Raw genomic sequence first — 21,290 nt, 5'->3', positions numbered from 1 at the left:
CCCCCCCCCCCCCCCCCCCCCCCCCCCCCCCGGTGGTGCTCGGTGGTCCTTCGTGCTGGTCAGGTGGTGCTGGTCAGGTCACTCGGCGGCTTCGAGCTCGGTGAGGATGAGCACCGAGATGGGTTGCGTCGGGTCGGCGTTCGCGTAGGGGTCCTCGTCGCTCGGCCAGCCGACGTAGTTGCGCGTGTTGTACTCCGAGATGAACGGCCGGGTGCCGATCGGCATCGTCGGGACCTCCTCGACGAAGATGCGCTGGACGGTCTCGAGCGCTGTCGTGCGGGTCGCGTCGTCCGTCGCGTCGGCGTACGTCTCGAGGGCCGCGGTGGCCTCGGCGTTGTCGAAGCGGCCGAAGTTGAAGTCCGCGGTCTCGCCGAGCGGCTTGAGCCAGCGGCCGTCCATGACGTCGCTGTAGAGGTCGTACGGGGTGGCGCCGGTGTCGGTCCAGTGGAGGATGGCCTGGAAGTCGCCGGTGCCCTTGGCGTCCCACCACGTGTCGGAGTCGGGCGTCGTGACGGTGGCCTCCACGCCGAGCTCCTTGACGGAGTCGGCGATGAGGCTGATGCCGGTGACGTAGTCGTTCCAGCCCTGCGGGACGGTCAGCTCGAAGGTCACGGGCGCGCCCGAGGGGTCGACGAGCGTGTCGCCGTCCCACGTGTAGCCGGCCTCGGTGAGGACGTCGCGCGCGCCCTCCACGTCCACCTCGTAGGAGGCGTCCGCGTAGGCGTCGGCGATGTAGCTGTCACCGACCGGGGTCGGCAGGCCGGTGACGGAGGTGAGTGCCGGGACGCCGCCCTCGCGAGCGATCGTGCGGTGCTTCTCGCGGTCGATCACCATGTTCACGGCCGTGCGGAACGCGACGTCGTCGAAGGGCTTGCTCTCGGTGTTGACGAACATCGTGTCGATCCCGAGCCCTGCGGGCGCCCAGTAGACGTTGTGCTCCGGGTCCTCGTCGAGGTACGCGGACTCCACGTTGGGGATGAACGCCTGTGCCCAGTCGGCCTCGCCGCTGGCGAGCGCCGTCGTCAGCGCGGTGTTGTCGTTGTACGAGACGTAGTACAGGGTCGGCACGGCGAGCTCGCCGCCCCAGTAGTCGTCGCGGGCCGTGAGCTCGACGCTCTGCGTGGTGAACTGCGAGAGCGTGTAGGGGCCGGTGCCGACGGGCTCGAGGTTCGTCTCGGTCGTCGGGTCCTCGACGCTCTCCCACACGTGCTTGGGCACGATGTACTTGTGGAGGACCTTGTCCTGCTTGACGTACATCGAGTTCTCGAACGTCACGGTCACGGTGTCGCCCTCGGTCGCCACGTCGGTGATGCCGAGCGCCGCCGTGTCGAGCGCCGGGGTGTCCTTGAGGAGCGTGTACGTGAACGCGATGTCCTCGGCGGTGAACTCGGTGCCGTCGTTCCACACGACGCCCTCGCGTGCCGTGAGCGCGACGGACGTGTAGTCCTCGGACCACACGATCTCCGACGCGAGCCACGGGCGGACCTCTGCCGTGGGGTCCACGGTGTTGACGAAGCCCACGGGCTCGAGGATCGCGTTGATGTACCCGAGCTTGAGGCCGGAGGAGTCCCCGACCCACGGGTTGTTCGACTCGGTGGCGATCGCGCCGTCGGGCTTGGCGATCGTCAGTGCCACGCCCTCGCCGTCGGTGCCGGCGGCGGTGCCGTCTCCGGACGAGCAGCTGGTCAGCAGCAGCGCTGCTGCGATCCCGATCGCAGCGGCTGAGGTCTTCACCCTCATGGATGTCTCCTTGACTGTGGGTCGCTCCCGCCGGTTGCGGGAGCGGTCGTGCGGTGGTGTGCGGGGCGTCGTCGTCGACGTCCCGGGTCCGCGAGGTGCTTCTCTTCAGGGGGACGGGACGCCCACCTGGACCGCGGTGTCCAGGCGGAGGTCGCGGACGGAGCGTCCGGCTCGGAGGCGGTATGCACCGCCGGGCAGGACCCAGCTGTCGGTGGTGGTGTCCCACGTCTCGAGCTGACGACGCGGGACGGTCACGGGGACATGGGCGGTGGCGCCGGGAGCGATGTCCGCGAGGGCGAAGCCGCCGAGCCACCTCACGGGGCGGTCGTGCGTCGCGGCGTCCGAGACCGTCTCGGGCGCCTCGACGTAGACCTGGACGGTCTCGCGTCCGGCGCGCGCGCCGGTGTTGGTGACGGTCACGGTCACGGTGAGGTCGCCCTCCGGCCCGGCGTGGGCGTCGATGGCGTCGTAGGACCACGCGGTCCAGCCGAGACCATGGCCGAAGGGGGCGGCGGGCGTGCGTCCGGAGCGCTCCCAGCCGCGGTATCCGACGTGGATGCCGTCGCTGTACTCGACGACGCCGTCGACGGGGAGCGCGTGCGGGACCGGGACGTCGGCCTCGTCCGCGGGCAGCGTCCACGGGAGCCGGCCGCTGGCCTCGACGGCGCCTGCGACGACGTCAGCGATCGAGTGGCCGGCCTCCTGGCCGGGGAACCAGACCCAGAGGACGGTCCGCGCACGGTCGAGCCACGGCAGGAGCACGGGTGCCCCGGCGTTGACGACGACGACGGCGTCGGGGTCGGCGTCGAGGACGCGCTCGACGAGCTCGTCCTGGCGTCCGGGCAGGCGCAGGTCGGTGCGGTCCCACCCCTCGGACTCGACCTCTTCGTTCGTCCCGACGACGACGACCGTGAGCTCGGCGGACCGTGCCGCGCCGACGGCCTCGGCGATCTCCTCGTCCGTGGTCGGTCCGGGCGGTCGGTGGCGGAGCTCGGCGCGCACGACGTTGCCGTATCCGGCGGCGCGGGTGACGAGGTGGGTGGAGACGATCTCGACGCGTCGGGGCTCGTCGATGCGGACGAGAGCGGGGACGCCGGGCGGGTTGTTGATCGAGGAGTCGAGGATGACCTCGACGCCGGTGGGCTCGGCGTCCTCGGAGACGAGTCGGCCGTCGATCTCCGTGCGGTGCCCGCCGACGGTACCGAGCTCGAGGTGGTGGTCGCCGGGCTCGTCGAGCCGGACCTCGAAGCGGAGGGTGACGTGCTCGACGTCGCCGGGCAGGTCGGTCAGCCAACCGTCCCAGGAGTCGAGTCCCACGGTCCGCAGCACGGCGCCCGCGGCGTCGAGGTGCGTCACGGTCACGAGCGGGCTCCCCCCAGCGCGTGCGGCGAGATCGAGCCGGGCCGGGAGCCTACGAGGGTCGCCGCCGCGGGCGACGGTGATCATGGAGTCCGGGAACCGCGCGGCGAGCCCCTCGGCAGGGGTGACCACGTGCTCGGGGTGGACGGTCGAGCTGCCGCCGCCGAGCACGTGCGGGCGGACGGCGTTGGGGCCGACGAGCGCGATCGACGCCGGTGCCGGCCGGTCCCACACGGGGTTCGCGTCGTCACGGCGCAGGACGACGGTAGCGCGCGCCGCGGTCGAGCGGACGAGAGCAGCGAGGTCGCCCGTACGGGTGACGGGCCGCGCGGGGTCGTCGAGAGCGCCGACACGGCGGGCGAGGAGAAGGATCCGGGTGACCTTGTCGTCGATGGTCTCCTCGGTGACGGCGCCGTCGCGGACGGCCTGCAGAAGGCGCTCCTCCCACGGGCCGCCGGGCCCGGGCATGACGACGTCGAGGCCACCGTTCGCGCCGCCGACGGTGTCGTGGGCGGCGACCCAGTCGGAGACGACGACACCGTCGAAGCCGAGCTCGTCCTTGAGGAGGTCGACGAGCAGGTGGTGGTGGCCGGTCATCGGCGAGGTCTCGACGTCGTCGTCGACCTGGTTGTACGCGGCCATGATGGACCAGGCGCCCGCGTCGACCGCGTGCTCGAACGGTGCGAGGTAGACCTCGCGCAGGGTCTGGGCGTCGAGGTGGGCGACGTACGTGGTGCGGTCGGTCTCGGAGTCGTTGGCGACGTAGTGCTTGATGCACGCGGCCACGCCCTGGTCCTGGATGCCGCGGATGACGCTCGTGCCGATCTCGGCCGTGAGGAGTGGATCCTCGGAGTAGCACTCGAAGTGCCGTCCACCCACGGGCGTGCGCTGGATGTTCACCTGCGGAGCGAGGACCACGTCGACGCCGTGGTCGCGGGCCTCACGGCCGAAGGCCCGGCCGGCCTCGAAGGCGACGTCGCGGTCCCAGGTCGCGCTGATGGCGCTCGGTGCCGGGAAGAGGATCGACGTCTCCCCCGCCACCTCGCCGAGACCGCGGACCCCGACCGGGCCGTCGGACATCGCGATCGACCGGAGACCGATCGTCTCGAGGGGGTGGAGCCGCCAGGCGGTCGAGCCGGTGAGGAGCCGGATCTTCTCCTCTCGGGTGAGCTTGCCCACGAGGACCCGCAGGTCAGGGGCGCCGGTGGAGGCGTCCTCTCCGGGTCGGGACTGCAGTGTCACGAAGGCTCCTCGTCGTCGAGCGGGCTGGTGCGCGTTAACTTACAGTGCTGACAGTAAGTAAAACAAGACCGGATCGCGCCGCGTAGGATTCGCGTCTACCGGCCTCGCCCACGACCGCCGGACCGTGACCCGAAGGTGGCGTGACCCATGGCATCGACGAAGCGACAGCCGCGCATGCGGCAAGAGACGCTCCGGCGACGTGAAGACATCCTCAAGGCCGCCCTGACGACCTTCGGGAGCAAGGGCTACAACAACGGCCCGCTCACCGAGATCGCCGAGCAGGTCGACATGACCCACGCCGGCGTCCTCCACCACTTCGGGTCCAAGGACCAGCTGCTCCTCGAGGTGCTGCGCTACCGCGACGAGAACGACGTCGCCGAGCTCGCCGACCAGCACATCCCCGACGGCATCGACCTCTTCCGCCACCTCGTGCGCACCGCGTTCCTCAACGCTCGCCGCGCCGGGATCGTCCAGGCCTACGCCGTGCTCTCCGCCGAGTCCGTCACCGACGAGCACCCGGCCCGCGAGTTCTTCGAGACGCGCTACCAGACGCTCCGCGCCGAGGTTGCCCAGGCCTTCGAGCTCGTCTGCGCCGACCACGGCACGCCGCTGCCGCACTCCGTCCACCACGCCTCCGCCGCGATCCTCGCGATCATGGACGGCCTCCAGGTCCAGTGGCTCCTCGACCCCACCGATGTCGCGCTCGGCGAGGCGAGCGCGTTCGCCATCGACGCCGTCGTCTCCGCCGTCCTCGACCCGCGGCCCTCTCCCCTCGGTGACCCGGAGACGTGGCCGGTACCCGGGCCACGGCCATGACCGGCACCCTGCGCGCCGCACCACCCGTCGAGGCCCGCCGACGATGACGACCGACCCTCCCGGCACGGCCGTCGACTGGGTCACCGTCGAGGCGGCACTGCAGGACCAGGTGGTCCGGCTCGTCCACGAGGTCCGCCGCGACCGCCCGACGGACCGGGTCTACGGCGCTGCGATCCACGAGCTGTACGCCGAGCAGGGCGGCGTCATCGCGTGGCCTCTCGTCGGGGTCGGCACCGAGGGCGCTCTCGACTCGCTCGTCGAGGAGTCCGCTGCCGACGGTGGGAGCATGGTCGTGCCGCCGGAGGTCCTGCGCTGGGACACCGCGGCCTGGCCGGACCAGCTCGATCCCGGCGAGGCCGAGCGCACGCTGGCGGCGCGGGTCGAGGCGGCGGCCGTCGCCGACGGTGGGCACGGTTGGGACACGGTCCACGAGCGGTTCCTGCTCGCCGTCGTCCGCGCGTGCCGTGCGGCCTCGCGCGAGCTCGTCGCCGACGGGTCGGTCGACGCGGACGTCGTGGTCGTGGCCATGGACGAGGCCTGGGAGCTCGTGCCGCAGAGCCTCGACGCGGACCAGGTGCGCCGGCACTTCCCCGAGATCGCCGACGGGCCGAGGCTTCGCTCCTGAGCGAGGCCCCGGCCCGCGGCCGGTCGGCTGTCCGTCCTCGGGAAACGTACCGGCTGGCCTGGCCGCGCGACGGGACGTAGATTCGCCGGGTGCCGACGATCGCGACGACCCCTGATTCCCTCGGCGCCGCCATCGCCCGTGGCGGCCTGGTGCTCATCGACTTCTGGGCGGCGTGGTGCCGCCCCTGCCACCAGTTCTCGCCGATCTTCGCCGCGGCGTCCGACGCGCACCCGGAGCACGTCTTCGCGACGGTCGACACCGACCAGGAGCAGGGGTTGGCCCAGCGCTTCGGTGTGCAGTCCCTCCCGACGCTCGTCGTGGTGCGCGACGGCGAGATCGTCTACTCCCGTGCGGGCGTGCCTCGGCTGCGGGAGCTCGAGACGATCATCGCGGATTCTGCACGTTCTTTCACGAACGACTGCGTGACGGAGCTCGATCAGGACGCGACGACGCCGGGCACCTCCGCCAGGTCGTAGTACACGGGGATGCCGCGGGCCTCGGCGATGGCGACGTCCTGGTCGGCGCCTCGGGACTCCCCCGGCAGCCGCAGCACCGCGTCGCACCGCTCGAGCAGCCGCTCGGCCGTCGGGTACATGACCTGCTGCGCGAGCGGGTCCGTCGGGCCGCTCGCACCGGCGCTGCGGAGCACGGGCAGCGCCACCCACTCTCCTATCATGGGCACGTGCCCAGCCTGGAAGATGGGCCACGCCGCCTCTTCGAGGCGTTCGAGGTTGCGCTGCATGAGTGCGGGGTCGCCGTGGGTGCCGGACGCGTAGGGTCCGGCGACGAGGATCATCATCGATGTGGTCATGCGATGATGATAGTGCAAGAACGTGCAGAAACAAGAAGGAGTACGGATGCTTCCCGCCTCACGACGAGACCTGCTGCTCGAACGCCTCCATCGCGACGGCCGGCTCGTCGCCGGCGAGCTCGCCGCGGAGCTCGGCATCTCCGAGGACAGCATCCGCCGTGACCTCCGCGAGCTCGCCGCCGCCGGGCTCCTCACCCGCGTGTATGGCGGTGCGCTCCCGGTCTCCGCCGCCCTCGGCGACTACTCCGCGCGGACCGCCGTCTCGCCCGAGAGCAAGCGACGCGTCGCCGCAAGAGCCGCCGGGCTCGTCCTGCCCGGGACGACCGTCATCCTCGACGGAGGCACGACGACCCTCGAGGTGGTCCGAGCACTCCCCCGCTCCCTCGAGTGCACGGTCATCACGCACAGCCCGACGATCGCCGCTGCACTCCTCGACCACGCAGCCGACGTCTTCGTGCTCGGCGGACGGCTCTTCAAGCACTCGGCCGTCACCTCAGGCGCGGCAGCCGCCGAGGCAGCCGCACGCATCCGCGCCGACGTCTTCCTCCTCGGCGTCACCGGCGTGCACCCCGTCGGCGGACTCACGACCGGTGACCCCGACGAGGCGGCGATGAAGCGAGCGCTCGCAGCACGCGCAGCGGACACCTACGTCCTGGCGAGCACCGAGAAGATCGGTGCCGTCTCGCCGTACGACGTCCTGCCCCTCGCGGACGTCACCGCCGTCGTCGCCGACCCCCACGGTGACCCAGACATCCTTGAGGACCTGCGGGCGGTCGGGGTCGAGATCGTCGAGGCCTGACGCTCAACCGGCAGGCGTCTGGGCCGCCTCCGCCTCGGCCAGGTCCCCGAATCCACCGAGCACCACCGTCCACGTGATCGTCCGCTCGGTGAGGTTCTCCCCCGCCGCGGACGTCGCCTCGACAAGGTCCTCGTACAGCCCGAGCGTGCGGTCGGAGTACGTGCCCAGCTCACCCCGCAGGTAGGTCTCGAACGAGGTCTCCGCCACGGTGTCCTGCGACGTGCGCAGCGTCCGCATACCCCGTCCGAGCCCGGGGTACCTGTCGCAGAACGCCTCCGCCCACCCGACCTGGACCGCGACGACCGCCTCCTGGCGAGCCAGGCGAGTGTCGTCGAGGACGGGCAGGTACGGCGCGATCTCACGCGCGTAGCGCGCCGGTTCGGCCGAGGACATCATGCGTGCGTACTTCTCGGTGAGGAGGTTCGCTCCGCGCGCGTCGGCGTCGTCGAGGTCGCGCCCGTAGCTCTCCAGGAGCGAGAGCGTCCACGTGAGGAACTGGCTCACCCGCATCTGGTGGAAGGTGGGCCAGTCGCCCTGGCAGTCCGCTCGGCCACCCTCGTTGTTCACGCGCTGGAACTGCTCCCACTCGTGCGCGACGATCGCCTGGGCTGCCGCCAGGCGCTTCTCCTGCGGGTTCCTCGTCGTGGTCGTCGCGCTCATGGCTGCCTTCTTCGCGGTCTCGTGGTCCGTGGTCACAGGCTCTTCAGCCAGGGGTCGTCGATGTGAGCGGCAACGTGTCGACGCTGCCGCTCGAGGAAGGTCTCGTCGCTCCCGGTGAGCCCGCGGACCTGGAGCTCGACGACGATCGTCCGGCAGATCTGCTCGATGAGCTCCTCGAGCCGTTCGCGAGCAGCGGGTCCGCCGGCTCCGAAGCAGGCGGCCGACGAGAGGTGAGCGATCTCGGAGAGGTCGCTGTAGACACCGGGCAACCGGGATCCCATGCGTGCGCTGAGCCGGCGCAGCGCTGCGAACTGCCACTTGTAGTAGGGCAGGTACCCAGCGGCACCGGGGCCGTTGAGCAGGAAGACGAGCGACGCGGTCGCGCGCGCGAGCTCTGCGAGCGCGAGCCAGGCTGCCTCGCCGTCTCCGCGCGCGAGCATCCGCGGCACGTTGTACTGGCCGGCCTGGGCGATCATCCCGAGCCGGCGCGAGACGAGGGCGAGCTGGACGTCCCGCGGCATCCGGAGGAAGCTGCCGCGCGCGGCGCCGAAGGCACCGTGGGGGTCGGCGAAGACGGCACCGTTCGTCGCTGCCGCGAGCGTCGACTCGTCGAGCAGGAGCCACTCGTGCGTCCGGTCGGGCGCGGGCGCGCTGCGGTACCCGGTGATGCCGTCGAAGAAGTCGCCGATCTCGAACACCCCGACGCGGCGACCCGCGCCGCGAGCCCGTGATGTCTCGAGTCGCGGGCCGACGCCCCGGAAGGTGACGGGCAGGGCGTCGTAGTCTGCCTGGAGCTCGGCTCCGATCGCTGCGTGGTCGTCTGCGGTGAGCCACAGGCAGAATCCGGGCCCCATGTCGTGGTCGCGCGAGATCTCGTCGTCGAAGCCGTAGCACTCGGATCCGTGCCCGACGAGGCCGACGGCGATGCGACCACGGTGCTGCGGGTAGCGTGCCAGGAGCGGCTTGCCGTGGACCTCCCAGTACTCCCTCGCCAGCTGCATGCCGGTCGTCGCGGGTCCCTCCCGCGCGGGCTGCCGAGCAGCACTCTCGTGTCGCGGACGGGGCGATGGCCGGTCCGCGATGAGGGCTGCCTGCACCTGGTCGAGGTTGGCCGCGGTGACCGTGTAGTAGTCGGTGTCCGTGCCGTAGCACTCGGCGATGGTGTCGAGCGCCGTCCGGTAGAGGGTCTCGGCATCCTCGAGACGCCCTGCGCGGAAGCAGGCCTCGGCATGACCTGCGACGGCGGAGGCATAGTGGGCGTCGTTCTCGTGACCACCCGCGCGGAAGACGACGAGCGAGCGGTCGAGGAACGCTTCGGCCTCGTCGACGTGCCCGAGCGAGAAGTGGACGAGCGCGAGGTTGGTGCAGGTGGTCGCGACGTCGATGTCGCGCGCCGGGTCGTCCGAGGACGCTTCGAGGATCGTCAGCGCCGCGACGAGCTCGGCCACCGCCTCGGTCGGGTCTCCCATCTCGCTGAAGAGGATCGAGAGGTTGTTGTGCAGGGCCGCCAGGCGCCGGTCCGTGGGGGCCATCGAGGTCTCGCTCACGGTGAGCGCCTGTCGGTAGAGCGCGAGAGCGTCCTCGTGCCGACCGGCGGCCCGCAGTGCTGTCGCTGCATTGATGAGGGTGCTCGCGTGAGCGTCCGTCCCCGCGATACCCATCTCGTCCGCGAGCGCCAGCGCCTGGGTGCTCGCGGCGGCGGCGGCGTCGTGCCGGCTCTGGGAGCGGTAGAGGCCGACGAGCTCGTTGAGGAGCGTCAGCCGGGCGCCCCGGTCATCCGTCCGCTCAGCCTCGGCGAGGTGCGCGAGCAGGTAGGGCGCGGCGCGGGTGGCACCCTCGTGGGCCGCGAAGATCGCGTCGAGACCGCGCAGGACGGTCTCGACGTCGAAGGGCGTCGCGTCCGGTGGCTGAGGCGTGTTCACCTCCCTCACGCTTCCACACGGTTGCGGCTGCCGGTGGGGCTTTGGTCACCGAGCGCGTCTGGGACGTGTCGGTCTCGTCCGCGAGGACGTCGCGGAGATCGCCTGTGGCGCACGACCCCGGGGGTGCTGCGCGACGACGGGATCCTCGCCTACGGCCCGCAGGACGTCGTCGAGCGCACAATGACTCGGGGGGCAGCGTGCTGCTCATGCGGCGCCACGGTCGCGACCGGGAGTCTGTCTACCTGCTCGGTCTCGGGGCGATCAGCGACGACGTCGCCGAGGACGGCGAGCTCGTCACCGACGACCTCGTCGGGTGGCTCGCGCGCTGAGCCTGCGAGTCGAGGCCGAGCCCGGACACCAGGAGCGTCAGCGGGAGGGGCGCCTCGTCGCTCGTGGTCGTCCGGGCCCGCGCTGGTCCCCCGATCATCGCCTCATGCTGGGCGAGCACGGTCACGAGGGCGGAGTGGGGCACCTCGACGCCTGTCGGCGTGCCGGTGGTGCCTGAGGTGTAGACGAGGTAGGCGACGTCGTCGGGCGACGGCAGGGAAGGCAGGTGGTCTCCGACGGCCCCGACGACGTCGCCCGCGCAGCACACGTGCCAGGTGCGGTCCGGGCCTGGCGTCTGCTGGTCGGCGAGCAGCGCGAGGAGCGCGGGGGCCCGCTCGTCGTCCGTGACGAGGAGGCGAGCGTCGGCGTCGAGGAGGATCTGGGTGGTGCGATCGTCCGGGCAGGCCACGTCGACGGGCACGGCGACGGCGCCCGCGCGCAGGGTGCCGAGGATGAGCAGGACCGCGTCCGCCCGGCACGCCAGGGCTACGGCGACGCGGTCCCCAGGCTGCACACCGAAGGTCACGAGCCCACGAGCGACGGTCTCGACGACCTCGTTCAGCGCCTCGTAGGTGAACGTGCGCCCGACGTCGACGAGAGCGTTCGTGCCGGGCCGCTCGGCGACTGTGCGCGCGAGCTGGTCGAGGACCGTGACGCCGACGGGGTGATCGAGCTGCTGGACGGACCTCCCCTGCTGTCCCTGGTCCGGCTGCTCGTCATGCTCGTTGCTCGTCACGTGTGCGCTCTCCTCGTCGGCTGCCCCGGTCGGGGTCGCACGAGGGGTTCGGAGCCGACGGGGAGACGGATGGGTCGGTGCGCGGGTGAGCCCACGACGAGCCTGTGTGCGCCACATCACACCGACCTCGGGAAGCGCGCGGACCGGTTCTGTGGTTGTCGCCACCATGACTACCGAGACCGTCGCATCCGTCCCCTCCGACCTCGACGCGATCTTCGAGATCGACGCGGCCACCGCTGACCTCCTCTTCCGTGAGGCCCGCACCGTCAACGTCTTCGAGGACGCGGCCGTGGCGGACGAGAAGATCCAGGCCGCCTACGACCTCGTGCGATGGGGACCGACAGCGATGAACACCGTTCCGCTGCGCCTCCTCGTGGTACGCGACGCCGGTGCCCGCGCGCGGCTCGCCGAGCACATGGCTGACGGCAACAAGGCCAAGACGCTCGCGGCGCCCCTGACGATCATCGCCGCGGCGGACCCAGCCTTCCACGAGCACCTGCCGCGCCTGTCGCCGCACATGGAGGGTGCACGCGAGCGCTTCGAGGCTGCGGGCGAAGACACGCGCGTCGGGATGGCTCGCACGTCGGCGCTCATCCAGGTGGGGTACTTCGTCGTCGGTCTTCGCGCAGCCGGGCTCCACGTCGGGCCGATGGGCGGCTTCGACGCCGCAGCCGTCGACGGCGAGTTCTTCGCCGAGAACGGGTGGCGGTCGCTCGTGGTCATCAACGTCGGGACGCCCGCGAGCGAAGGCGCGTCCTACCCGCGCCAGACCCGGCTGAGCTTCGACGAAGTCTCGCTCACCCTCTGAGCCCGTCCGGACGTCCGGGCAGCCGTCAGGTCCGCTCCCCGGACCGAGGTGCGGCGGGGAGCTCCACGGTGGTGCGGAGGCCGCCTCCCTGCCGCGCGACGATCGTGAGCGTCCCGTCGTGCGCCGCTGCGATGCTCTGGACGATGGCGAGTCCCAGACCGACGCCCGCGTGGTGCCCGCGGATGCGCCCGGAACCACGCTGGAACGGCTCGGTGAGCGTCGAGACCACCGCGGGAGAGACCTGCTCCCCCGTGTTCTCGACACTCAGCGCGACCGCTCCGGGACGGACCGCCGTGCGCACCCACACCTGCCCACCTGCGGGCACGTTGTGGACGATGGCGTTGTGGACGAGATTCGTCGTCATCTGCAGCAGCAGCGACGGCGATCCCACCGCCAGGGCGACGTCCCCGGACACGTCGAGCGTCACGTCGTGCGTGTCCGCGAGAGCGAGCAGCGTCTCCGCTGCTTCTTCCGCGGCGAGGGAGACGTCGACGGTCTCCCGCGCGAAGGACCGCCGGTCGGCGCGGCTGAGCAGCAGCAGCGCCTCGGTGAGGTCGATCGCTCGGGTGTTGACGATGCCGAGACGCTCGACGAGCTCGGTGGTGTCCCGTGCCGGGTCGTTGCGAGCCACCTCGAGGAGCGTCTGCGTGATCGCCAGCGGGGTGCGCAGCTCGTGGGAGGCGTTCGCGGCGAACCTCTGCTGCTCGGCGACGTGCGCCTCGAGCCGGGCGAGCATCGTGTCGAAGGCGTCGGCGAGCTCGCGGAACTCGTCGTTGCGACCCTCGAGCCGGATCCGGTGGGACAGCGAACCGTCGGCGGCGGCGCGGGTCGCGTCCGTGATGCGGCTGAGCGGCGCGAGGACCCTGCCTGCGAGGACCCATCCACCGAGCAGCCCGAGCACGAGCAGGAAGGCCAGCGCGGCGCCGGCAGCCGGGACGAACGCTCGCACGAGGTCCGTGCGGTTGGGGACGAACGGGCCGCTGACGTCGATCCGGACGTCGGGGACGTACCGCAGGAGGAACACCCACACGGCCGACAGGAGCACGGCGCCCGCCAGCATGAGGAACCCCGCGTAGCTGAGCGTGAGCCGCACGCGGACGCTGACCCCGCGGCGCCTGGTCACGGCGGGATCACCCACGGTCAGGAGCGGTCGCCGTGTCGATGCGGTACCCGACGCCGGGCACCGTCGCGATGAGCCACGGCTCTCCCAGGCGCTTGCGCAACGCCGAGACGGTGATGCGGACGGCGTTGGTGAACGGGTCCGCGTTCTCGTCCCAGGCACGCTCCAGGAGCCCTTCGGCGCTGACGACCCCGCCGCCGGCGGCGACGAGCACCTCGAGGACGGCGAACTGCTTGCGCGTGAGCGCGACGTACCGGCCGTCCCGGTAGACCTCCCGGCGGAACGGGTCCAGCCGGAGGCCGTCGATCTCCCACACGGGAGGCCGGGTGTGCGCGCGCCGACGATCGAGAGCGCGGAGGCGCAGGACGAGCTCTCGGAGCTCGAACGGCTTGGTGAGGTAGTCGTCGGCACCCACCTCGAAACCGGAGGCCTTGTCGTCGAGACGGTCGGCGGCGGTGAGCATGATGATGGGTGTACCGCTCCCCGAGGCGACGATGCGGCCGGCGATCTCGTCCCCCGACGGACCGGGGATGTCGCGGTCGAGGACGACGATGTCGTAGGTGTTGGTGCCCAACAGCTCCCAGGCGGTGTCGCCGTCGCCCGCGATGTCGGCTGCGATCGCCTCCAGGCGCAACCCGTCACGGATGCCCTCGGCCAGATAGGGCTCGTCCTCGACGATCAGCACTCGCATGCCCTGATGCTACGAGCCGGGACGTCTCGTGCGTGTATGCAGAACCGCAGACGCGCGGGCAACACCACGGCGCCTTGACTCGTGCCATGACCTCCAACACACCAGCGCGGACGGCCCGTCGCCGGGCTCTCCCGGTGCTCCTCGTCGCCGTGGCCCTCGTCGTCCTGGCGATCCTCGGCGCCCTCGCCTCACGGTCGGTGACCGCCTCGGTCGCCTCGGTGGCGACGTCCCTCTCGTCGACGGCCGATCTGCCGGACAGCGACCACAGCCCGGTCGATCCCGACGGTCAGCGCGGCGGCTCCGACGGAGCGGTCCTCGTCGGAGACGACGTGCCGGAGGTGACCAACCTCGACCCGGACCTCCTCGCGGCCCTCCGGCTCGCTGCGACGGATGCCACCACCGACGGCGTCGAGATCCAGGTCGCCAGCGGCTGGCGGCCTCCGGAGCTCCAGGAGCGGCTGCTGCGCGAGGCCGTCTCGACGTACGGCTCGGAGGCCGAGGCCGCGCGATGGGTGGCCACCGCGGAGACCTCGGCGCACGTCTCGGGCGACGCGGTCGACGTCGGCCCCTACGACGCCATCCTGTGGTTGTCCGAGCACGGCGCGGCCTACGGGCTGTGCCAGATCTACGTCAACGAGTCCTGGCACTACGAGCTGCGCCCCGACGCGATCAGCCAGGGCTGCCCGCCGATGTATGCCGACCCCACGCAGGACCCGAGGATGCAGCCGTGAGCGGCCGACCGCGACCGTCGTCCAGAGCTCGTCGGCAGAGCTCCCGGCCCAGCGCTTCCGGCCCAGCACTTCCGGCTCAGAGGTCGCGGTACATGATGTGGAGCCCGACGAGGCCGTGCGTCGGGTGGGCGAACGCTGCGGGGACGGTCGCGAGCACACGGAACCCGACGGACTCCCAGAGGCGCACGGCTCGCGTGTTGGTCTCGACGACGGCGTTGAACTGCATCGCCCGGTAGCCGTCGGCGCGAGCACCGTCGAGGACCGCCCGTGCCAGCGCCTGCCCGACGCCCCTCCCGGCGCCTGCAGGTCCGACGACGAAGCTGGCGTTGGCGACGTGCGCACCCGCGCCGGGGTGGTTCGGCAGGTACTTCGCCGTCCCGAGCACGACGCCAGGGTGGTCGGAGGCCGCGGAGCCGACGGCGACGAGCACCCGCGCGCCAGGAGCGGCCGTCCAGGCGGTGCGCGCCTCGGCCTCGGTCATGTCGCGGGGGTAGGTGTACGTCTCGCCCGCCCGGAAGGCCGGCTCGAGCGCGCACCAGATGCCTGGCCAGTCCTCGTCGGTCGCCTCGCGCACGGACACGTCTGGGTTCACGCGTCGATCGTAGGCCGCCGCGGTCGGTGCTCCCCGTCGACCGCTCACCGCGTCGCCGACGCCCAGACCGGGACCTTCCACCCTACCGACGGCACATCTCGACGTGCTTGCATGGGTGAACAGGCTACGACGCCCCGTCGGTCCCACCCGAGGCGCCAGCAGCGAGCGCGATCCACGAGGGGGAACCGCCATGGACGTCGTCGACGCACGCATCGAGAGGATCCTCGCCGCTGCGGCGAAAGCTCCGAGCGTGCACAACACCCAGCCCTGGGCGGTGGACGTGCACGGTGAGAGGATCACGGTCCACGCCGACCCCTCCCGACAGCTGCGCCACGCCGACCCGTCCGGTCGTGAGATGTACGTCAGCTGCGGTGCGTTCCTCTTCAACCTCCGGGCCGCGGCACGTCGTGAGTCCCTCACCGCCGTGACGACCGTGCTGCCGAGCCCTGCCGACGAGCTGCTCGTCGCCCGCGTCAGGCTGGAGCCCGCGCAGGAACCTCTGGTGGACGAGCTCGAGCTGGCGGTCGCCATCGACCACCGCAGGACGACCCGGGCTCCGTTCGACGACGAGCCGCTCGACGTCGACGTCCTCGGCGAGATGCAGGACGCGGCTCGGGACGAGGACGCGCACCTGCGGGTGATCCACCCGTGGGACCCTGTCCGGACGGAGGTGCTCGACCTGGTCCGCCGGTCGGAGGCCCTCGCGGCCGAGGACGACGTCGCCCTCGGCGAGGAGCTGGCATGGACGACCGTCAGCCCGCTGCGTCATGACGGGATCCCTGCTGAGCTGCTCGGCCCCAAGGATGCCGAGGGACAGCGTCCGGGACGCCGCTCCTGGGCTCACGCCGGACCGGGAGAGGGGACGTTCGAGCACCGGTCGACGATGGCCGTCCTGGCGACGGCCCAGGACGACCACCGGGCCTGGGTGGCGGCAGGTCAGGCGCTGGAGCACCTGCTGCTCGTCGCCACCACCTACTTCGTCCACGCGTCCTTCCAGACGACCGTCCTGGAGAACCCGACGACCCGCCACGACCTGCGCCGCGCGTTGAACCTCGACGGGCCTCCGCAGATGCTCATGCGCCTCGGGTACACCGGGACGCAGCGGCACACGCCGCGGCGGTCGGTCGACGAGATCGTCGTCAACCGCCGTACGGGAGCACCAGAGGATCCTGCGGCGCCCGCGGCACCCGGCGACTGAGGCGGCCGACAACCGATCGAGACACCGCGAGCACGGCCGCCCGTGGAGGGTAGACCCATCCGGCCGTGCCGAAGGGCCTGTGCACCCGGGCCTGGCGGCACTGTCAGGATCATCGGGCTCGGAGAAGCGTAGGTGGCGCAGTCCGTCGGCGCACCGGAGGCCACCATGAGCAGCTTGCAGGACCCCACGATCGTCGTCGGGGTCGATGGCACGCGCGAGTCGCTGCGAGCGCTCCGGTTCGCCGTGACGGAGGCCGAGAGGACGGGTAGCGAGCTGGTCCTCGTCAACGCCGTGCACGAGGTGGTGCCGTTCGCGCCGATGTGGCCGTTCCTCCTGAGCGAGACGCTCATCGATGTGGGGCACGAGCTGCTCGCGGACGCGCGGACGGTTGTGGACGACCTGTCTCGGGGACGTGTCGGGTGCCGGCTCGTGACGACGCTCGGACCAGCGGTCAGCGTCCTGGCCACGGCTGCGGAACGGGCGCGGCTCATCGTCCTCGGCCGTCGTGCGGCGGGAGTCGTGGAGCGGCTCTTCACCGGCAGCACCACCTTCGGTGTCGTGGCGCGTGCATCGTGCCCGGTGGTGAGCGTCCCTCCCGACTGGGTGGACGATCGCCGGCACGGCCGCCTGGTCGCTGCCGTCGACGGTTCCGCGGCGTCGTCGTCCGTCCTCGCGTCCGCGTTCGCCGCTGCGCAGGAGCGGTCTGCGCGTCTGGACGTGGTGCACTGCTGGCGGCTCGATCCGTTCTACGACTATCTCGTCGACGAGGCGTCGGTCCAGGAGGAGTGGAACACCCGGACGCGGGACAGGATCCATCGCCTCGTCGAGGAGTGGGCCCCGCGCTATCCGAGCGTCGAGGTGAGCACACGGCTGGAGTACGACGAGGTCGCCGACGCGCTGGTCCGCCGCTCGCACCACGCCGACGTCATGGTCGTCGGGCGCCACGGTCACGGCGGGATCGGCACCCGGGTGGCCATGACGAGCCCCGGCAGCACCACGCGTGCCCTGCTCCAGCACGCACGGTGTCCCGTCGAGGTCGTCCCGACGAGCGAGTCGCACGCGACCGCACCGGACGTCGGAGAACCGGGCGCGATCAGGCACGGCACGACCACGGCCTGAGTGTCACGGAGCGAGGTCGAGATGTCGCAGGACTACGCTCGGCACGTGGACAGGACCTCAACAGAGGTGCAGGACGCGATACTGCGTGCCGTCAGCGGTATCTCCTCCGACTTCGACCTGCGTGACCTGCTCGTCGGTGTGGTGCGCGCCGCGTGCACGGTGTCCGGTGCGCGCTACGGGGCGCTCGGTGTGATCGGCGACTCCCGGCGTCAGCTCGTCGAGTTCGTCGCCGAGGGTCTGACCGAGGACGAGCGCGCACGGATCGGTCCGCTGCCGACGGGGCGTGGCCTCCTCGGTCACCTCATCGACCATCCGGAGCCGCTCCGGATCGACGATCTCGGCACCCACCCGGCCTCGACCGGGCTCCCGCCGGGCCATCCTCCGATGGCGACCTTTCTCGGCGTCCCGGTCGCAGTGCGGGGGCGCGTCTTCGGGAACCTCTACCTCACGGAGAAGGCCACCGGCCCGTTCACTCTCGACGACGAGCAGGCTGTCCTCGCCATGGCGCGCCTGGCGGGGATCGCCATCGAGCACGCCAACCTCCTCGTCATGTCGGGACGCCGCGCGCGGTGGCTCGAGGCGAACGCGCTCATGCCCGGCGACGTGCTGCGGGCGTCTCTCCCCCACGACGCGCTGGTCGCCGTGCTCGACCGCGCGCTGGAGGCGTCCCAGGGACTGACCGCGATGGCGATCGCCCCGACCCCGACGGGACGCTTCGCCGTCCGCGCCGCCGTAGGCGACGTGAGCGTCGACCCGGCGGCGACTCTCGAGGCGCTCCATCCGGCGCTCATGCTCGCGATGGCCGCGTCGAGCACGCGCTCGACCGTCCTTCCCTCGGGGAGGGCGGTGATGACGCGGCTCGTCCTCGACCCCCTCACGCGCGGCGCTCTCGTGATCGTGCTGCACCCCGGTCGTTTCGCCGGCGACGCGAGCGACGACTCGGACCTCGTCGCCGACTACGCCCGTCAGGCCTCGCAGGCGCTCGAGCGGCATCATGCGCGCTCGACCCAGGAGCAGCTGGCCGTCCTCGCCGAGCGCAACCGGATCGCCCGCGACCTGCACGACGTCGTCATCCAGCGGCTCTTCGCGCTCGGTCTCCAGCTCAAGTCCATCAGCAACGGCCTCGATGCGGAGACCGCCGCCCGGGTGCACGCCGTCATCGGCGACCTCGACGGCACCATCGGTGAGATCCGCCGCTCCATCATCGACCTCAGGCCCACGGACCGGCAGCGGTCCGTCCGTGCCAAGATCCAGACGCTCGTCACCGAGTACGCCCACGTCCTGGGGTATGCGCCGGCCCTGACCATGACGGGCCCCGTCGACACGCTGGTGGAGCCTGCTCTGCACGATCACGTCGTCGCGGTCCTGCGGGAGGCACTGTCGAACATCGCCCGGCACGCGTCGGCGACCAGGGTGTGGCTCGATGTCGACGTCAGCACCGCTCGCCTCGTGTGCACGGTGTCCGACGACGGGGTGGGCTGCGAGCGCCACGTGCCGCTCGGCGGGCTCCGCAACCTCGCGGAGCGGGCGACGGAGCTCGGCGGCCAGATGCAGGTCGGCGAGCGCAGCCCGCACGGGTGCATCGTCACGTGGCAGGTGCCGCTCGACGTGGGCTGATCGCGTACGGTGGCGCTCGCTCCCCAGCAGTCACCAGGTGTGGAGCTTGGTCGCCAGGACGGCTGCCTGGGTCCGGGACTCGAGGCCGAGCTTGGTGAGGATGCTCGAGACGTAGTTCTTCACGGTCTTCTCGGACAAGAACATGTGCGAGGCGATCTGCCTGTTCGTCTGGCCCTCGGCGACGAGCATGAGGACCCTGTGCTCCTGCTCGCTCAACGACGCCAGCACGGGCTCGTGATCAGCGCCCCGACGGAGCCGTTCGAGCACGCGGGACGTCAGTGCCGGGTCGATGAGCGACTGCCCTGCGTGCACCCTGCGCACGGCAGAGACGACGTCCGACCCGGCGATGACCTTGAGCAGGTACCCGGACGCTCCCGCCATGATCGCAGCGAACAGCGCCTCGTCGTCGTCGTAGGAGGTGAGGATGAGCGCGTGCACCTCGGGCACGGTCGACCGGAGCTCGCGGCACACCTCGATCCCCGACCCGTCAGGGAGCCGGACGTCGAGCACGGCGACGTCGGGACGCAGCGCGGGGATCTCGTGCAGCGCTGCTCGGGCGGTCCGGGACTCGCCGACGACCTCGATGTCGCCTTCTTCCTCGAGCAGCCCGCGCAGCCCGCGTCGGACGATCTCGTGGTCGTCGAGCAGATACACACCGATCCGCGCCATGCTCCAGTTCTACCCCGGCTGGGGAGGGTGCGCCACGGCTGCTTCCCGAGCGGCGCGCAGAAGGTGCGGGACGAGCAGGACGAGCCATGCGGCGGTCGGGAGGAGAGACGCCATCGCGATCACGAGCCCGACGGAGCCGGCGTTCGCGGGAACGAGCATGGTCACGCCCGTGAGGACCCCGACGAGACCGGGGAGACGCCCGAAGACACGGTGCCGGACCATCGCCGCGGAGTAGAGAAGGGTGCTGACCGCGCCCAGCACGTAGCTCGTAGCGAAGGTGCCACCGTCGTAGAGGGTCAGGAGCGTCGTGCCTGCGGCCCGCAGGTCCGCCCGGTCGGTCTCCGAGGTCGCCGACGCGTACGCGTCGCTGAGCATCCACATCGAGAACGTGGCCTCTCGCGAGACGACGAAGAGCACGAGGCTGAACAGGCCCACGATCAGTGCCAGCAGGCTCCACGCGGGCGCGACGCGCCGGACCACGACGTAGAGCGCCACGTAGAACGGGATCATCGCGAGGTAGTCGAGGGTGAGCAGGAGGTCCAGGTCGACGAGCCCGAGGACGGGGTTCTCCTGGAACCGCTCGAAGAAGCCCTCGACGGTGTCCGGCGGCGGGCTGAGGAGGAAGACCGCGGCCTGGACGGGCATGAGGACGAGGACCATGACGGCGGCCGCCGCTCCCAGGCGGAGGAGACCAGCCCACGCGTCGCCGACGGGTTCCGATCGAGGGACCTCGGCGCTCATCTGTCGAGCGGCACGAACTCGACCGGGCAGCGAGCGTGCTGGACGAGCGCTCGAGCGATGCTCCCCGGCGCGGCCAGCGCCAGGCGCCCTTCCACAGCCCCGAGGTCATGGCGCCCGAGCACGAGGACGTCAGCATCTGCGGACCGGCGGACGAGCGCTCGGGTGGGGTCGGCGTACTCCAGGTGGGTGGTGACGTGCACGTCGGGATGGTCGGCCGCGCACTCGTCGACGAACGTCGCGATCACCTCGGCGGTGCGCACGCCCCACTCCTTCTGCACCAGCTCGTCGTCGACCAGGTAGGCGTACAGCGAGCCGAGCTTCCAGCAGTGGACCACATGGAGCTCGGCCGAGCTCGTGGCGGCGAGCTCGAAGGCGTGCGCGAGCACCTCGGTCGAGGTCGCCGATCCGTCGACCGCCGCGATCACCCGAGCGTCCGGCCGGGGCCCGTCCCATCCGCGGGGGACGCTCACCACCGGGCACCTGGCGCGGGCGACGACCCCGAAGGTCGTGGTGCCGGTGAACAGGTGCTCGAGCGTCCCGCCGGGTCGATGACCGATCACGACCAGGCGCGCGTCGACGGCCGCCGCTGCCAGGACCGAGACGGCCGGCCCGAGCGCGACGTGCGTCTGGACGGCCATGGTCGTGCCGGCGGTCTTCTCGACGAGCCGGACGGCGTCGGCCAGGACCTCCCTGCCGACGTCCATGAGGCTCTCGCCACCGATCAGCGGGCCCAGGGTGGAGATCGGCACCATCTCGTGGACGGCGTTGACGAGGAGCAGACCGCACCCGACCTGCTCAGCGCGGCGTACCGCGAAGCGCAGCGCACGTCCCGAGTCCGGCGATCCGTCGACACCGACGACGATCGGCGTGTTCAGGTCCGTGTCCATGACGACCTCCAGAGCCGTGGTGGTGTGTCCGTACTCCTCAGCCTGGTCCCGCCGGGTCCGGCCCGACAGGGCCAACGGCC

21 protein-coding genes are annotated in these 21,290 nt (G+C 71.5%); 9 read left to right on the top strand and 12 right to left on the bottom strand.

Annotated features, from left to right (window positions below; translation table 11 throughout):
- Positions 1-78 precede the first annotated feature (78 nt).
- Together ABKW26_RS14860 and ABKW26_RS14855 are read right to left on the bottom strand one after the other, a co-directional pair.
- Positions 79-1,740 (bottom strand): ABC transporter substrate-binding protein, encoded by a 1,662-nt coding sequence (locus tag ABKW26_RS14860; RefSeq protein ID WP_348594572.1) that lies wholly within the window; start codon positions 1,738-1,740, stop codon positions 79-81.
- A gap of 105 nt (positions 1,741-1,845) precedes the next feature.
- Positions 1,846-4,341, bottom strand: coding sequence for a glycoside hydrolase family 3 N-terminal domain-containing protein (locus ABKW26_RS14855; protein WP_348594571.1), 2,496 nt, complete (start codon positions 4,339-4,341; stop codon positions 1,846-1,848).
- A gap of 147 nt (positions 4,342-4,488) precedes the next feature.
- Between ABKW26_RS14855 and ABKW26_RS14850 the strand changes: the two genes are divergently transcribed.
- The 3 genes from ABKW26_RS14850 to ABKW26_RS14840 all read left to right on the top strand — a co-directional run bounded on the left by ABKW26_RS14850 (position 4,489) and on the right by ABKW26_RS14840 (position 6,258).
- Positions 4,489-5,157: a TetR/AcrR family transcriptional regulator gene (locus ABKW26_RS14850; protein ID WP_348594570.1), complete on the top strand. Its 669-nt coding sequence runs from the start codon at positions 4,489-4,491 to the stop codon at positions 5,155-5,157.
- Between the two features lie 43 nt (positions 5,158-5,200).
- Positions 5,201-5,782 (top strand): DUF4303 domain-containing protein, encoded by a 582-nt coding sequence (locus ABKW26_RS14845; RefSeq protein WP_348594569.1) that lies wholly within the window; start codon positions 5,201-5,203, stop codon positions 5,780-5,782.
- An 89-nt stretch (positions 5,783-5,871) separates the two neighbouring features.
- Positions 5,872-6,258: a thioredoxin family protein gene (locus ABKW26_RS14840; protein WP_348594568.1), complete on the top strand. Its 387-nt coding sequence runs from the start codon at positions 5,872-5,874 to the stop codon at positions 6,256-6,258.
- Here the strand turns inward: ABKW26_RS14840 and ABKW26_RS14835 are convergent.
- Entirely contained in the window at positions 6,219-6,593 is a 375-nt protein-coding gene (locus ABKW26_RS14835; RefSeq protein WP_348594567.1) for a DUF4406 domain-containing protein, read from the bottom strand. The two genes, ABKW26_RS14840 and ABKW26_RS14835, sit on opposite strands and share 40 nt — an antisense overlap.
- A 46-nt stretch (positions 6,594-6,639) precedes the next feature.
- Between ABKW26_RS14835 and ABKW26_RS14830 the strand changes: the two genes are divergently transcribed.
- Positions 6,640-7,392, top strand: coding sequence for a DeoR/GlpR family DNA-binding transcription regulator (locus ABKW26_RS14830; RefSeq protein ID WP_348594566.1), 753 nt, complete (start codon positions 6,640-6,642; stop codon positions 7,390-7,392).
- Positions 7,393-7,395: 3 nt separating this feature from the next.
- On the opposite strand, the gene ABKW26_RS14825 is transcribed toward ABKW26_RS14830, so the two are convergent.
- The 3 genes from ABKW26_RS14825 to ABKW26_RS14815 all read right to left on the bottom strand — a co-directional run bounded on the left by ABKW26_RS14825 (position 7,396) and on the right by ABKW26_RS14815 (position 11,037).
- Positions 7,396-8,052: a DUF4125 family protein gene (locus tag ABKW26_RS14825; RefSeq protein ID WP_348594564.1), complete on the bottom strand. Its 657-nt coding sequence runs from the start codon at positions 8,050-8,052 to the stop codon at positions 7,396-7,398.
- Between the two features lie 32 nt (positions 8,053-8,084).
- Complete coding sequence (locus tag ABKW26_RS14820) at positions 8,085-9,974, bottom strand: DUF4037 domain-containing protein (protein ID WP_348594562.1); 1,890 nt, start codon at positions 9,972-9,974, stop codon at positions 8,085-8,087.
- 238 nt (positions 9,975-10,212) lie between these two features.
- Complete coding sequence (locus ABKW26_RS14815) at positions 10,213-11,037, bottom strand: AMP-binding protein (protein WP_348594560.1); 825 nt, start codon at positions 11,035-11,037, stop codon at positions 10,213-10,215.
- Between the two features lie 166 nt (positions 11,038-11,203).
- Here ABKW26_RS14815 and ABKW26_RS14810 point away from each other — a divergent pair, with 166 nt between their 5' ends.
- Entirely contained in the window at positions 11,204-11,845 is a 642-nt protein-coding gene (locus tag ABKW26_RS14810; protein ID WP_348594558.1) for a malonic semialdehyde reductase, read from the top strand.
- Positions 11,846-11,870: 25 nt separating this feature from the next.
- On the opposite strand, the gene ABKW26_RS14805 is transcribed toward ABKW26_RS14810, so the two are convergent.
- Complete coding sequence (locus ABKW26_RS14805) at positions 11,871-12,968, bottom strand: HAMP domain-containing sensor histidine kinase (RefSeq protein ID WP_348594556.1); 1,098 nt, start codon at positions 12,966-12,968, stop codon at positions 11,871-11,873.
- Positions 12,969-12,975: 7 nt separating this feature from the next.
- A complete protein-coding gene (locus tag ABKW26_RS14800; RefSeq protein ID WP_348594555.1) occupies positions 12,976-13,656 on the bottom strand; it encodes a response regulator transcription factor in 681 nt (226 codons plus the stop codon).
- 86 nt (positions 13,657-13,742) lie between these two features.
- On the opposite strand from ABKW26_RS14800, the gene ABKW26_RS14795 reads away from it, so the two are divergent.
- Positions 13,743-14,387: a M15 family metallopeptidase gene (locus tag ABKW26_RS14795; protein WP_348594554.1), complete on the top strand. Its 645-nt coding sequence runs from the start codon at positions 13,743-13,745 to the stop codon at positions 14,385-14,387.
- Positions 14,388-14,463: 76 nt separating this feature from the next.
- Here the strand turns inward: ABKW26_RS14795 and ABKW26_RS14790 are convergent, their stop codons facing one another.
- Entirely contained in the window at positions 14,464-14,979 is a 516-nt protein-coding gene (locus tag ABKW26_RS14790; RefSeq protein ID WP_348594552.1) for a GNAT family N-acetyltransferase, read from the bottom strand.
- Positions 14,980-15,169: 190 nt separating this feature from the next.
- Between ABKW26_RS14790 and ABKW26_RS14785 the strand changes: the two genes are divergently transcribed.
- From ABKW26_RS14785 to ABKW26_RS14775, 3 genes are all read left to right on the top strand, one after another.
- The gene (locus ABKW26_RS14785) at positions 15,170-16,177 is read left to right on the top strand and encodes a nitroreductase family protein (RefSeq protein WP_348594551.1); all 1,008 of its coding nucleotides are present in this window, start codon (positions 15,170-15,172) and stop codon (positions 16,175-16,177) included.
- A 165-nt stretch (positions 16,178-16,342) separates the two neighbouring features.
- On the top strand, positions 16,343-17,296 hold the full coding sequence (locus tag ABKW26_RS14780; protein WP_348594550.1) for a universal stress protein: 954 nt from the start codon (positions 16,343-16,345) through the stop codon (positions 17,294-17,296).
- 45 nt (positions 17,297-17,341) lie between these two features.
- The gene (locus tag ABKW26_RS14775; RefSeq protein WP_348594549.1) at positions 17,342-18,913 is read left to right on the top strand and encodes a GAF domain-containing protein; all 1,572 of its coding nucleotides are present in this window, start codon (positions 17,342-17,344) and stop codon (positions 18,911-18,913) included.
- A gap of 30 nt (positions 18,914-18,943) precedes the next feature.
- Here the strand turns inward: ABKW26_RS14775 and ABKW26_RS14770 are convergent, their stop codons facing one another.
- Genes ABKW26_RS14770 through ABKW26_RS14760 form a run of 3 tightly spaced genes read right to left on the bottom strand, consistent with a single transcriptional unit; the run spans position 18,944 to position 21,210 of the window.
- Positions 18,944-19,582: a response regulator transcription factor gene (locus ABKW26_RS14770; protein WP_348594547.1), complete on the bottom strand. Its 639-nt coding sequence runs from the start codon at positions 19,580-19,582 to the stop codon at positions 18,944-18,946.
- A gap of 9 nt (positions 19,583-19,591) precedes the next feature.
- Positions 19,592-20,323: a DUF4386 family protein gene (locus tag ABKW26_RS14765; protein WP_348594545.1), complete on the bottom strand. Its 732-nt coding sequence runs from the start codon at positions 20,321-20,323 to the stop codon at positions 19,592-19,594.
- Positions 20,320-21,210 carry a universal stress protein gene (locus ABKW26_RS14760; protein ID WP_348594544.1) on the bottom strand — a complete coding sequence of 297 codons (891 nt, stop codon included), beginning with the start codon at positions 21,208-21,210 and terminating at the stop codon, positions 20,320-20,322. Before ABKW26_RS14760 ends, ABKW26_RS14765 begins: the two co-directional genes overlap by 4 nt.
- Positions 21,211-21,290 lie beyond the last annotated feature (80 nt).

Origin of the sequence: Sanguibacter sp. 25GB23B1 (assembly GCF_040012415.1) — a bacterium.
In the GTDB taxonomy this organism is placed as follows: Bacteria; Actinomycetota; Actinomycetes; order Actinomycetales; family Cellulomonadaceae; genus Sanguibacter.
This window is presented reverse-complemented; position numbering and strand designations above follow the sequence as displayed.

What these genes read in the sequence shown, in the direction of transcription:
- ABKW26_RS14830 (WP_348594566.1), top strand. Translation starts at nt 6,640, where the DNA reads ATGCTTCCCGCCTCACGACGAGACCTGCTGCTCGAACGCCTCCATCGC.
- ABKW26_RS14765 (WP_348594545.1), bottom strand. Translation starts at nt 20,323, where the DNA reads ATGAGCGCCGAGGTCCCTCGATCGGAACCCGTCGGCGACGCGTGGGCT.
- ABKW26_RS14800 (WP_348594555.1), bottom strand. Translation starts at nt 13,656, where the DNA reads ATGCGAGTGCTGATCGTCGAGGACGAGCCCTATCTGGCCGAGGGCATC.
- ABKW26_RS14770 (WP_348594547.1), bottom strand. Translation starts at nt 19,582, where the DNA reads ATGGCGCGGATCGGTGTGTATCTGCTCGACGACCACGAGATCGTCCGA.
- ABKW26_RS14780 (WP_348594550.1), top strand. Translation starts at nt 16,343, where the DNA reads ATGAGCAGCTTGCAGGACCCCACGATCGTCGTCGGGGTCGATGGCACG.
- ABKW26_RS14860 (WP_348594572.1), bottom strand. Translation starts at nt 1,740, where the DNA reads ATGAGGGTGAAGACCTCAGCCGCTGCGATCGGGATCGCAGCAGCGCTG.
- ABKW26_RS14760 (WP_348594544.1), bottom strand. Translation starts at nt 21,210, where the DNA reads ATGGACACGGACCTGAACACGCCGATCGTCGTCGGTGTCGACGGATCG.
- ABKW26_RS14845 (WP_348594569.1), top strand. Translation starts at nt 5,201, where the DNA reads ATGACGACCGACCCTCCCGGCACGGCCGTCGACTGGGTCACCGTCGAG.
- ABKW26_RS14785 (WP_348594551.1), top strand. Translation starts at nt 15,170, where the DNA reads ATGGACGTCGTCGACGCACGCATCGAGAGGATCCTCGCCGCTGCGGCG.
- ABKW26_RS14850 (WP_348594570.1), top strand. Translation starts at nt 4,489, where the DNA reads ATGGCATCGACGAAGCGACAGCCGCGCATGCGGCAAGAGACGCTCCGG.
- ABKW26_RS14835 (WP_348594567.1), bottom strand. Translation starts at nt 6,593, where the DNA reads ATGACCACATCGATGATGATCCTCGTCGCCGGACCCTACGCGTCCGGC.
- ABKW26_RS14810 (WP_348594558.1), top strand. Translation starts at nt 11,204, where the DNA reads ATGACTACCGAGACCGTCGCATCCGTCCCCTCCGACCTCGACGCGATC.
- ABKW26_RS14795 (WP_348594554.1), top strand. Translation starts at nt 13,743, where the DNA reads ATGACCTCCAACACACCAGCGCGGACGGCCCGTCGCCGGGCTCTCCCG.
- ABKW26_RS14825 (WP_348594564.1), bottom strand. Translation starts at nt 8,052, where the DNA reads ATGAGCGCGACGACCACGACGAGGAACCCGCAGGAGAAGCGCCTGGCG.